Source organism: Clostridium sp. AF19-22AC, from assembly GCF_003479085.1.
GTDB classification, from domain to species: Bacteria; Bacillota; Clostridia; order Lachnospirales; family Lachnospiraceae; genus Faecalicatena_A; species Faecalicatena_A orotica.
The window spans coordinates 106733-119557 of the sequence record NZ_QUGN01000004.1 but is presented as its reverse complement, the minus strand read 5'-3'; the positions used below and the strand labels follow the sequence as shown (position 1 = coordinate 119557).

At 44.0% G+C, this 12825-nt stretch carries 11 protein-coding genes; all 11 read left to right on the top strand.

The features are described from left to right. Positions 1 to 579 precede the first annotated feature (579 nt). The 11 genes from DWX43_RS06150 (at position 580) to DWX43_RS06100 (ending at position 12818) form a co-directional block, all read left to right on the top strand. Positions 580 to 1323 carry a hypothetical protein gene (locus DWX43_RS06150; RefSeq protein WP_147356289.1) on the top strand — a complete coding sequence of 248 codons (744 nt, stop codon included), beginning with the start codon at positions 580 to 582 and terminating at the stop codon, positions 1321 to 1323. Positions 1324 to 1603: 280 nt separating this feature from the next. Next, on the top strand, positions 1604 to 2668 hold the full coding sequence (locus DWX43_RS06145; RefSeq protein WP_109731780.1) for a substrate-binding domain-containing protein: 1065 nt from the start codon (positions 1604 to 1606) through the stop codon (positions 2666 to 2668). A 112-nt stretch (positions 2669 to 2780) separates the two neighbouring features. Next, positions 2781 to 4310: an ATP-binding cassette domain-containing protein gene (locus DWX43_RS06140; RefSeq protein ID WP_118619569.1), complete on the top strand. Its 1530-nt coding sequence runs from the start codon at positions 2781 to 2783 to the stop codon at positions 4308 to 4310. 19 nt (positions 4311 to 4329) lie between these two features. Then, positions 4330 to 5490 carry a sugar ABC transporter permease gene (locus DWX43_RS06135; RefSeq protein ID WP_109731782.1) on the top strand — a complete coding sequence of 387 codons (1161 nt, stop codon included), beginning with the start codon at positions 4330 to 4332 and terminating at the stop codon, positions 5488 to 5490. A gap of 9 nt (positions 5491 to 5499) precedes the next feature. After that, the gene (locus tag DWX43_RS06130) at positions 5500 to 6612 is read left to right on the top strand and encodes a mandelate racemase/muconate lactonizing enzyme family protein (RefSeq protein ID WP_243099263.1); all 1113 of its coding nucleotides are present in this window, start codon (positions 5500 to 5502) and stop codon (positions 6610 to 6612) included. Between the two features lie 12 nt (positions 6613 to 6624). Continuing rightward, positions 6625 to 8067, top strand: coding sequence for an aldehyde dehydrogenase family protein (locus DWX43_RS06125; RefSeq protein WP_109731783.1), 1443 nt, complete (start codon positions 6625 to 6627; stop codon positions 8065 to 8067). A gap of 18 nt (positions 8068 to 8085) precedes the next feature. After that, positions 8086 to 8964, top strand: coding sequence for a sugar phosphate isomerase/epimerase family protein (locus DWX43_RS06120; RefSeq protein ID WP_118619567.1), 879 nt, complete (start codon positions 8086 to 8088; stop codon positions 8962 to 8964). Between the two features lie 22 nt (positions 8965 to 8986). Next, on the top strand, positions 8987 to 10285 hold the full coding sequence (locus DWX43_RS06115) for a class II aldolase/adducin family protein (protein WP_118619565.1): 1299 nt from the start codon (positions 8987 to 8989) through the stop codon (positions 10283 to 10285). A 24-nt stretch (positions 10286 to 10309) separates the two neighbouring features. Continuing rightward, positions 10310 to 10765 (top strand): RpiB/LacA/LacB family sugar-phosphate isomerase, encoded by a 456-nt coding sequence (locus tag DWX43_RS06110; RefSeq protein WP_118619563.1) that lies wholly within the window; start codon positions 10310 to 10312, stop codon positions 10763 to 10765. Positions 10766 to 10823: 58 nt separating this feature from the next. Next, positions 10824 to 11288, top strand: a complete 465-nt coding sequence (locus tag DWX43_RS06105) for an RpiB/LacA/LacB family sugar-phosphate isomerase (protein ID WP_118619561.1) — start codon at positions 10824 to 10826, stop codon at positions 11286 to 11288. Between the two features lie 42 nt (positions 11289 to 11330). After that, positions 11331 to 12818, top strand: coding sequence for a rhamnulokinase family protein (locus DWX43_RS06100; RefSeq protein WP_118619559.1), 1488 nt, complete (start codon positions 11331 to 11333; stop codon positions 12816 to 12818). Positions 12819 to 12825 lie beyond the last annotated feature (7 nt).

Genomic DNA, 12825 nt, shown 5'->3' with positions numbered 1-12825 from the left:
CCGGGGGAGTACATGCCGTTTTGAAATGCGGACGCAGGCCTGAGAAATTCTAAGAAGAAAACAGCCGGGAAAATGGGGCATAGCAGACACATCCCGGGAAATCTGATGATTTCCCGCTCTGGGTCTGCTGATTTTGTGATTCGGGATCACAAAATCTCCCCACTTTCCCAGCTGTTTTCTTCAAGAATTTCTATGTCCTGCTTAAGCGTTTCAAAACGGCATGTGCTCCCCCGGGAGGATTGCAGCCGTCCCTTCTTTTCACTGGTTCATCCAGATGCAGAGCTAAGGTCTGAATCTTGTAGAAAAACTACTTACGAGGATAGATTGTTAGGGGGAGAGAACTTAAAATATGGGCTCAAAATCTGGAAATTTGAGCTTGTAATATGAAAGAGGTTATGCTAAAATTAGTTCACCTAAAATCACAGGTGCGTTTCAAACATTCTTTATATCTGACTTGATGAAATTATGATTTCATTCCAAAGGACATGTTCGTCCAAGTATTCAATGTTTGAAAAATGAAAATGGTTAATGGTATTCAGTAACACAAAAAAGTGGGTGATGCGTATTGAGTGTATGAACTTGTCAAAGAAAAATGAAATAATCTATTACGCAATGCCTGTTCGCGGGATGCTGTATGATGCGTTAAGCTATGTGGATCAGGTCAGCCAAATTAAGAAATTGCGAAGGGAAAATAAAGAGTTGGAGGGCTCAGCTGAATTTCTGTCAGGATTGAAAAAAACAGATCACCTATATCCTGTAATAACAATCATTTTTTATTATGGTGAGGAAAAATGGGATGGGAAGATAGATCTGCATGGACTTCTCGGAATCGACAGGAAAGAATATAGTTTATTAAAAACATATGTCCCCAACTATAGAATTAATCTGATTGAACCTAAACGGCTGGAAAATCTGAAGTGTTTTCAAACAGATTTACAGATTATTTTTGGTATGTTAAAATATAGAAAAAGCAAGACGGAATTACAGAATTATATGAATTCCAATAAAGAATATTTTAGTAACATCGACGAAGATTCATATAATGCAGCCAAAGTGCTGCTTGGCTCGGAAAGCAGTTTAAAAGCAGAAAAACAGGAGTCGGGAGGAATTGATATGTGTAAGGCATTGGATGATTTGTATCAGGATGGTGTAAACGAAGGGAGAGAGCAAGGCATAGAGCAAGGGATCAGGGCATTGATGCAGGATTATCTTGATGAAGGATACGACAGAGAAAAGATTCTGGAAAAGCTGCAGAAGATATTTTCCCTGAGCAGGGAAAAAGCAGAACTGTATTACATGAAGTTTCATCAGCCACAAGAGTAACCGTGGAAAATATTTGTTATTAAAACGTATCACTTTTTTTGAAATATCACAATAAGTACATATATAAGAAAGAGGCAATTTACACAATATGGTAAATATGCCTCTTTTTTGTATGGAAATATTAAAAAAGTTATGAAATGAAGACAATATAAAAGGTAATATTTTTCAAGAAATTGGTTATTTTTTTCGATTCAATATATTTCGTTAATTGGATATTATATAAATACAACAAAGGTGTGCAAGAGATACACAAGAAAATTATTTTAGGAGGATTTGATTTATGAACAAAAAAAGGGTGGCAGCGTTGATTACGGTATTGGCTTTTTCGTTTAGTGCATTAGTAGGATGCGGAGCGTCCAATTCCGGAACCGAAACAAAGGATAAGACGGAATCGTCGGAAACAGGTGAGACAGATTCAAAGGATAGTGGAAAGATTACGATCGGGTATTCGCTTAAGACGGTTCAGGAAGAACGCTGGCAGAGAGAACTGGATGGCTGCCAGAAAGCGGCAGATGATTTAGGGGTTGAGTTTCTTTATCAGGTTGCAAACGGGGATGCACAGACACAGGTTTCACAGATTGAGAATCTGATTACCCAGGGAGTGGACGTTATCATGGTTACCGCCGTGGATGCAGGGGCTTTGTCAAATGTACTGCAGGAGGCAGCGGATGATGGTATCAAGGTTCTTGTATATGACCAGCAGCTTGAAAACACATACGGAGATGCGTTTGTAGGATACAGTGATTATTCAAACGGCACACTAATCGCCCAGATACTGGCGGATAAGGACGTAAGCGGAAAAGTAGTGCTCCTGCATGGTGATAAGTCTTCCGGTATTGAGAAGATTATTGAAGGCGAAAAGTCAATATTAGAAGACCTGGATGTAGAAATTGTGATGGAACAGTACTGTACCAACTGGGGAGCAGAAGCGGCTCTTGGGTATGCACAGAACGCACTTGCAGAACAGAATAATGATATTACTGCATTTGTCTGCATGAACGATGGAATTGCATCGGGTGCGATTCAGGCATTAGAGGAAGTAGGCATGGACGGTAAGGTTGTGGTAACAGGAATGGACTGCGAACTGACAGCAGTGCAGAGAATTTCAAAGGGGACACAGACATCAACGCTTTATAAAGATAGTGACGCATTATCAAGAGCAGCTGTTGAAACAGCAGTATCTCTGGCAAAAGGTGAAAAGATTACGAGCGATAATACCATTGATTTTGGTGTCAATGAAATGCCCCATGTGATTGTAAGCTCTGCAATCATTACAAAGGATAACATCCAGACAGAATTAATTGATAAAGGTATTTATACAGAAGAAGAAATTTCCGGGAAATAATCTCAGTTTATCCAGTCATGTAACTGTTCAGCGGGGGGCTGTGCAGTAAAAGCACAGTCCTGAACAGTTACAGATAGTACAGGGGGATCAATTATGATGAAAGGAGATTTTAATGGAAGATTATATTTTAGAGATGCAGAATATTACGAAAGAATTTCCGGGTGTCAAGGCACTGGATGATGTTACCTTCTGTGTTAAAAAGGGAGAAATTCATTCTCTGGTGGGTGAAAACGGGGCAGGAAAATCAACACTAATGAAGGTTCTCAGTGGTGTTTACCCCGTGGGACAATATACCGGCATCATGAAAATAAGCGGGAAAGAGCAAGAATACAATAGTGTAAAAGACAGCGAAAGAGCGGGGGTATCTATCATTTATCAGGAACTGGGACTGGTAGGGACTATGACAATCTGCGAAAACGTATTTCTGGGAAATGAAATAGTGAAGAAAGGGCATATCGACTGGGATGCACAAAACAGAAGATGTGTAGAAATGTTAAAACGGGTTAATTTAGATGAAAAGCCGAATACAGTGGTTGAAACACTCGGCACAGGCAAGCAGCAGTTAATCGAAATTGCCAAGGCATTGAATAAAAATGTAGATATATTGATTTTAGATGAGCCGACCTCTTCACTTACGGAACAGGACAGCAAAAATCTGCTCGATTTATTGAAACAGCTCAGGGAATCGGGCATGACATGTATCTATATTTCACATAAATTAAATGAGGTGAAAGAAATTTCAGATACCGTTACGGTTTTGAGGGATGGCAGGACGATTACGACAAGGCCGATTGGGGAATTGGATGAAAATAAGATGATTTCCTATATGGTGGGGCGTGAAATGACGGATGTTTATCCTGCAAAAACACATACGCCGGGAGAGGAAGTGCTGTTTGAAGTCAGAGGCTGGACAGTGCCGACGAGGAAAAACCCCGAAAAAAACTTGCTGGACCAGATCAGCATCAGTGTAAGAAAAGGGGAAATTGTTGGGATTTCAGGACTCATGGGGGCCGGAAGGACGGAGTTTGCAATGAGCCTGTTTGGAGCATGGCAGGATAAGCCGTGTTCGGGGGAGATCTATTTCAAAGGAAAGAAAAGAGAACGATTCAGACATCCGAGAGAAGCCATTGACAGCGGACTGATGTATCTGTCTGAGGACAGGAAGAGGTTCGGACTTCTTTTGAATTCTGATTTAAAGGTAAACATGACCCTCTCGAGCCTGAATAAGATTTCAAAAGGTGGTGTGATTGACCTTGATCTGGAAACAGAACAGGCAATGCAGGGAGTTAAAGACCTGAGTATTAAGACTCCGTCAGTGCTGCAGCTTGCCAAAAACTTAAGCGGCGGCAACCAGCAGAAAGTATTGATTGTAAAAGCGCTGTTAACGAAACCGGATTTATTGATCTTAGACGAACCAACGAGGGGGATTGATGTCGGGTCAAAATATGAAATATACCAGCTTATGGATAAAATGGCAAAGGATGGAATTTCTATCATTATGATTTCTTCAGAACTGCCAGAAGTTATCAATATGAGTGACAGGGTCTATGTTATGAGCGATGGGAAGATCGCAGGTGAATTTGATACAAAAGAATCCTTGGTAACACAGGAGACGCTGCTGCAGTGTTCTACTGGGAAATAAAAGAAAGGAAGTATTTTTGATGAGAGAAAAAAGAGCGAATATCACAGGCGTGCTATATAAAAACAGCCTGTTGATTGAGTTGATTATTATTTTTGCATTGTTTAGTTTTCTTACAAATGGAACCTTTATATCAACAAGAAACCTGTCCAATTTAATGATGCAGGGTGTTACGTGTTCGATTATCGCAATTACGATGACACTGGTAATCGTATCCTGCAACTGTGATCTTTCGGCAGGGACAGCCTTGGGATGCATGGGAACGATTGCTGCCGTGATTCAGGTAAAGGCTGGTTTTGGGACCGCGGCAACACTATTAGTGGTTGCAGCATGCAGTCTGGTTTTAGGATTGTGGCATGGATTCTGGATTGCGTATAAAAAGCTTCCGGCATTCATTGTAACCCTTGCAACACAGCTGGTTCTGAAAGGGATCATACTTGCAGTCGGAAACGGGGCCTCTATTGGACCGATGTCGGATAGTTTTTCAAAGTTCGGCAGTTCCTATCTCCCAAATCTCGGTGAAAGCTCCGTACATATTACAAGCCTTGTTATAGCGCTGGCCGGATGTGTAATCTTCATTGTTATAAGCGTCCGTGGTGAAAAAAGAAAAATACAGCAGGGATTAATCGAAGCAAACTGGAATAAGAAGATCATTAAAATAGTGATAGTCGTTGCTGCAATCTTTGTTGTTTCCGGGATCTTTATCTTCTATAAAGGCTTCCCCTACGCGATTGTTGTTTTAACAGCCCTTGCGGCGGTGTTCCATTATGTCGTCAACAATACGGTTTTCGGCCGGTATGTCTTTGCGGTGGGCGGCAATGCGGAGGCGGCCAAATTGTCAGGAATTAAGACGGAGAAAATCAATATGCAGATATACATGCTGCACAGCCTGATCGTAGGTGTTGCAAGCGTAATTTATCTCGGAAGAGTCGGACAGGCTACGCCAACAGCGGGTACATCATTCGAATTCACAGCGATTACAGGCTGCGTAGTCGGCGGAACAAGTATCTTAGGAGGAAGAGGAACGATTGTCGGTGCGGTAATAGGAACGATGCTGATGGCAAGCCTGGACAACGGAATGAGCCTGCTGAATATGGGCCAGAGCAGTCAGTATATTGTGAAGGGACTCGTATTAATGCTTGCAATCGCAATGGACGTTATCTCCAGATCCAAGAGAGGATAGAAAGGATATATGATGAATCATAAAATCAGAGATGTAAAGGTACATTTAGTATCTATGCCGGTACAAGGCGGATTTTCCGACGCAACCAGAAAAGTCGAAACGATAGGGTATACGATTGTCCGTGTTATCACGGAGGATGGTTTAGAGGGATTCGGTGTTACATACCATGAAGTCGGCGGAGAGGCAACAAAGCTGCTGATAGAAAAAAATATCGCCCCCAGAATCATCGGGAGGGACCCGTTTGAAACGGAAGTAATCTGGGCAGATATGTTCCAGTACCTTCGGGGCGTCGGAAGAAAAGGGCTGATGTTTTGTGCACTTAGTGCGGTGGACATCGCGCTTTGGGACTTGAAAGGAAAAATAACGAATCTGCCGCTTTACCGCCTGTTCGGTGGAAATAAGAAAGAGGTACCAGTATATGGAAGCGGCGGCTGGACGTCCTATTCAGATGAAGAGTTAGTGGAAGAAATGAAGGAACTCGTATCCCGGGGCTATCAAATGATTAAATTCAAGGTTGGGTTCAATGGAGGAAACAGTCCGTCCAGGGATGTGGAGCGTGTGCGGAAGGTACGAGAGGCTGTGGGGCCAGGTATCGGGATTATGCTGGACGCCAACAACTGCTGGGATGCGGCAGCGGGGGCCAGATTTGCAAACCGTGTCAAGGACTATGACATCATGTTTCTGGAAGAACCGGTATTTGCCGATGATATTCCGGGGCTTAAAAAATTTAAAATGTCCACGGACCTGCCGCTTGCAACAGGTGAACATGAGTATACGAAGTACGGCGTCAGGGATCTGGTTATCAATCAGGCCGCGGACATTGTGCAGCTCGACGGGACGAGGGCGGGCGGTTTTACAGAGATGCTGAAAGTGGCAGCGGTTACACAGGCGTGGAATTTAAAATTTGCACCGCATGCAATGGAGAATATACACATCCACCTCGTGAGTGCGTGTACAAATGCGCTGTTTCTTGAAAGATTACTCTTATTTGAAGAAATTACAAGAAACATTTATGTGGATGCACCGGAGCCGGTCAGTGGCATGATGACGATTCCGGACAAACCGGGTCTTGGTCTGGAATTAAATATGAACTTTATCAATGAATATGATGAAAAGCTTTAGGAGGAATGTAAAATGCAAATGCTTGTAGGAAACGAATTCAGAGATTCCAGCGACGGACATGTCATAAATATCGTGAATCCGGCATACGGCACCGTGATTGATACTGTTCCAGCCGCGACATATGAAGACGTTAAGCTGGCGATTGATACGGCGGTCGAAGGACAGAAAATGTGGGAAGAAATGACAATCCGTGAACGCACACAGAAACTGAAAAAGTTTGCTTCTCTGTGTCTGGAACGCCGGGAAGAATTAGGAAAGATTCTGGCAATGGAATCGGGAAAACCGTTTTGGAAAGAAGCTGTCTGGGAACTTGATTCTGTAGCATACACGATTGAAGGCTCCTGCGAAGTGGCAAAACACTATTACGGGAAGACAATGCCGATTGGAACCGAGCCGGGGTATGACCATGATATTCAGTTTACGATTCACGAGCCGTTGGGCGTACTGGCTTGCATCATCCCGTATAATTTTCCGCCTGCAATCTGGTCATTTAAGGTAGGGGCAGCGCTTGCGGCCGGCAATGCGGTGATTGTCAAGGCGCCTTCCTATAATCCGCTGACACTTTTAAAACTGCATGAAATGCTTGTAGAGTCAGGTGTTCCGGCATCAGTCGTGCAATGCATCACGGGAAGGGGCAGTGAGATCGGAAACTGGCTGATGGCGGATGAGCGCATCGCCGGTGTAAACTTTACCGGCAGCACAGAGGTGGGAATTGATATTGCGAAGAATGCCTGCAAAAATCTGATTCCGTATCAGTTTGAATTAGGCGGCAATGACCCCTTCATCGTATTTGAGGATGCAGATCTGGACCTTGCAGTAAAAGAAGCCGGTGACCAGTGCCGGAACAACAGGCAGTGCTGTACCGGTTCAAAGCGGTTCATCATCCACAATTCCCTGAAAAAGGAGTTTATTGAGAAGCTGATAGAAGAGTACCTCTGCAAGGAAGTTCAGGGTGATCCGCTGGATGAGAATGTGACAATGGGGCCGATGATCAGTGAAAAAGCGGCAAAAACAGTTGAGGAGCAGGTGAAACTAACCGTAGAACAGGGAGGTGTCGTTATTTACGGAGGAAAACGAACAGGGGCATTCTTTCAGCCAACGATTATTGACCATGTAAGCCCGGATACTGATATCGCGAGGGATATGGAAGTATTTGGCCCTGTGTGGCCGATCATCGGATTCGATACATTTGAAGAGGCAGTTGCAATTTCAAATCATTCCAGATATGGATTAGGCGGCGGTGTTTTCTCGAGAGACATAAAGACATGCATGAAAGCTGCAAAACAGCTGAAGACAGGACACATTGCCATCAATGGATCAGGAAACTTCCGTGCGGCAGAGCTGCCTTTCGGCGGTGGAAAGCGTATGAGCGGAAACAGCCGGGAAAGCTTGTCAGCGGTTATGGATGAGGTGACACAGAGCAAGTCAATCGTATTGAGATACGTTCTGGAATAGTGAGGGTTTGCGAAAAATATGAAATTTGGAATTCACTACATATACTGGAGAAAAGATTTAGACTGCAAATCTTATCTGCCATATGTTGAAAAAGCAAAAAAAGCAGGATTTGATGCACTGGAGTTAGGAGACTACCTTTTTTTCGAGATTTCCGATCATGACGTGACAGAGTTGGCAAAGGCAGCCCAATATTATGATATCGAGCTTGCACTCGGACTGGACCCGCCTGCGGGTTCCTGGCTGACTTCCTTTGATAGGGAGGAAAGAAGAAAAGGAATTGAATTCTATAAAAAGGCTTTTCCCAGAATGGAAAAACTGGGGATCAAAGCAGTTGGCGGAAATATGCTGAATGCCCCGTTCACGGCCCCATATGATAAATACCATAAAAAAGAATATGAATTTGCCATAGATTCTATCCGGAAAATAGCCGGGGCAGCGAAGGGATATGATATCGGGATTAACGTAGAAATTGTAAACCGTTATGAAAGCCATATTATAAACACAGCTGCGCAGGCAAAAAGGATGCTGGATGAGATTGATATGCCAAATGCAGGAATGACATTGGATTCCTTTCATATGAACGTGGAGGAATCCAGTTATACGAATGCAATATTGACGGCCGGCGGCAGGCTGGGACATTTTCACCTCATGGAAAACCACAGAGGCATTCTCGGGACGGGGCATCTGCCGTTAAATGAGTTTCGGGATGCGCTGCACTATATTCATTATGATGGCATTTTAACGATGGAGTGTCTTGTAAGGGCGGGGGGTTCCTTAGGCGACTGCTGCAGGATATGGAGGGATATGACGAGATGGGCGGACGAAGCAGGACTCGACGAACAGGCATCACAGTCGGTACACGCAATGAAGTATTTGTTTGCTGAAGGTAATCGGTAGATAGGGAAGAGAGGTATGAAACATGCTAGAAATACAGGCACTGCATCCGGCAGACCAGATCTGTAACATTTTAAAAAGAATCTATGACAGTGATCTCACCACACTGACAGGCGGGAATGTATCGGTAAGGGATGATGACGGCGTCATATGGGTATCTCCGACCGGAATAGATAAAAGTGATTTAAAGAGGGATGATATTGTCAGGATTCTTCCGGATGATACGATAATCGGGAAATGGAAACCGACTTCGGAATACAGGATCCATGTAGGAATCCTGAGGACACGTCCGGAAATGCGGGCTGTTATTCACGCACACTCACCGGCTCTGGTTACAATGAGCGCTGTCCATGAACTGCCAAAGACACAGGCGTTATTCCCATCATTTCAGGAGGTGGGAGAGCCAGGAATGTGTGAATATGGAATGCCGGGTACACTGAATCTGGTAAAGTGCGTGATGGATGTTTTTAAGCAGGGGTACGATGCTGCTGTTCTAAAAAATCATGCTGTATTTCTTGCCAGCCGCGTCAGCCTGTATGATGCATTTGCAAGAATTGAAGAATTTGATTTTAATGCAAGAATCCAGTTAATTGCAGAGGCCGAGGATAAAATTACTTCTCAGAGCAGTGTGAAAATGAAGGAAATGACAGAGAAACTGGAGGCAGAAAAATTACCGGGGACAATGAAAAGAGAGGGGTATTCAGAGAAAGAGCTGGATCTCAGGAGGACTCTAAAGCTCTTAGCCCGCCGCGCAAACCAGAAGAAACTTTTTAACGCCAGATTTGGATGTATTTCGGCCCGTGTTGATGAAAAAAGATTTTTAATTTCACCGGAGTACAGAGATAATGCATATATTGATGAAGGCGACTTCGTCCTGGCAGAAACAGGACGGTGCGAGGAAGGGAAAGAAGCAGATACCTACAGTAAATTACATGGATTAATCTACGAGAAACATCCGGACATACAATCTATTATTATGGCGGCCCCTGCGTATGCATCGGTTTACGCGGTAACAAAGCAGGAATATGAAGTAGCCCTGATTCCTGAGTCATACGGGGTGCTTAGGAGTTTTACACATATATCTTTTGAGGAAATGCTGGGAGACTGGGACAAGATTGCCGAAAAGGCCGGGATTGAACATATACCGTTTTTTGCCCTTGATAATACAGGGATCATGGTAATGGGCGATAATCCGTTGTTAACGTTTGATAAGCTGGAGGTTGCCGAGGGCACTGCGTTGTCAATTCATTATGCAAAGACATCGAATAAGGCGATTAAAGCTATGACTTCTGACATGAAAGAGGAGCAGGATAGTTTGAGTTAATAAGAAATATTAGGAGGAAATGAAATGCGCCGTGGAATAAAGATAATGATCGGGTGCGATATTTGCGCCCATGATTTGAAGGAAGAGTTAGTAAAAGCAATGAAGGAAAAAGGATATGACATCACTGATGCAGGCACGTCAAGTGCAGACGGGGGAGACTTTTCAGATGCGGTGGAAGTTGTCTGCAGAGGGATACAGTCAGGTGAATATCAGAGAGGTATTTTGATTTGCGGAACTGGAATCGGGATGTGTATTGCGGCAAATAAATTTAAAGGGGTCCGGGCGGGACTTGCATATGACGTTGTTCCGGCGGGCCTTGCGAGTCAGGATAATAATACGAATGTACTCTGTACTGGAGTGTGGCTCGCGGAAAACTTCGAAAAGTGCCTGAAAATGATTGAGACATGGATTCTCGTCCAGTATACAGGCCGTGATGTGGAAGGAATGGAGAGGGCCGCATATATCGAAAGCAGCATGTAAAGCAGGGGTAAAGAACAGATAAAGCAGGCTATATTATAAATGGAAGGAATGGATCATTATGAGTCAGAAATTATCAGTGATTATTGGCTGTGACGGAAGCGGTTTTCCGCTGAAAAAAGCTGTTGCAGAAGCACTTTTGGAAGAGGGATATGAGGTAAAAGATATAGGAAGTTATCAGGACAATGAGGGTTATTATCTGGATGCTGCCGAGCCTGTATGCAAAGCAGTCCAGACAGGGGAGTATGACAGGGGAATCCTGATTTGCGGGACCGGACAGGGAATGAACATTTTAGCAAACAAGTTTTCGGGAATCCGTTCAGCTATTGCGTATGACGTTTTTGCGGCAAAAATGTCCCGTGCCGATAATAATACAAATGTTCTTTGTACCGGGGCGTGGATGATGTCTCCGGAAGACGGCGTAAAAATGGTTAAAGTGTGGCTGAATTCGGATTACTATGACACAAACGTTTATGGGTTGAAAAGGGTAGAAGAGTTTGAAAAGGAAATGAAACAAAAACAATAAAAAAGATATATATTCATTTCTTTATAAATCAGGGAGGTTTCAATGTCTGCAAAATATTATTTAGCGATGGATTTTGGCGCAAGCACGGGCAGGGGTATTTTAGGAAAACTGGACGGGGAAAAATTAGAGCTTCAGGAAGTCCACAGGTTTCAGAACTATTATGTCCCGGTACAGGGGAAATGTTATTGGGATATATTCAGGCTGTTTCATGAGATTCTGGTTTCCTGCCGGAAGGCCAAGGCAGTGTGTGGTGGGAACCTCGTTAGTCTTGGGATTGATACATGGGGAACGGACTACGGGCTGATTGACCGGACCGGACAGCTGATTGGCAGCTGCCGGTGTATGCGGAATGCAGACAGTATCTTTGTTGATCTGATTCAGGAAAAGATAACACCGGAAGAACTTTTTTACAGGACCGGAATACAGACGATTTATGGAAATACGTTGTTCCAGTTGTTTGAAAGAGAATACTGCAAGGACCCGGCATTAAAAGAGGCGTCCAACCTACTGATGCTTCCTGATCTTCTTGCATATTTTCTGACCGGAGAGATGAGACATGAATATACAATGGTGTCGACTTCTATGATGTACAATCATCGGGATAAGCAATGGGACAGGGATATGCTGCGTTCACTGGGACTGCCGGAGGAGATTTATTCGGATATCGTGATGCCCGGAACTGTCCACTTTGATGTTGTACCGGATGTTCTGGAAGAAACAGGTTTGGAAAAATTGAAGTACGTGCCTGTAGGAACGCATGATACGGCATCGGCGGTTGCGGCCGCACCGCTCCACGAAAACGAGGCTTTCTGTTCAAGCGGGACATGGTCACTTCTGGGAATAGAATTAGAGAAGCCGATTATAGACAAAACTGTATATGAAGCTAATTTTTCGAATGAAGGTACCGTGGACGGTGGAGTCCGGCTTCTGAAAAATATTATGGGAATGTGGATACTGCAGCAGGTGGTGAAAGAACTTGAGAGTCAGCAGATTTTTTACAGTTGGGATGAAATCGTAAAACAGGCTTCCGCGGCAGAACCATTCAGGTCTTTTATTGATGTGGAGTCTCCGGAGTTCTATCAGGCAGGAAACATGACCGGGAAAATCCGGGGTTACTGTGAGCGAAGCTGTCAGGCAGTGCCGCAGTCGGTCGGTGAACTGGCAAGGTGTGTGTATGAAAGTCTGGCCATGCAGTACCGCATCACATTCCGGAAATTAGAAGAGATCGCTGGCCACTCCTTAGATGCACTGCGTATCGTGGGTGGCGGCAGCCAGAACCGGATGCTGAACCAGTTTGCTGCAAATGCCATAGGAAAGCCAGTATTTACAGGTCCTGTTGAAAGCGCCTGCATAGGAAATCTTCTGGTACAGGCGAAAGAAGACGGTGAAATCGGCTCTTTCAGGGAAATCCGGCGGATTGTGGAAAATAATTTTGAAACAGAAAAGTTTGTACCTGTGGATTGTGGGCTGTGGGACAGAGGATTTATAAGCTATATGGAGGCAGTTGATAAGGTGCAGGATCACAGATAAGGAGTGA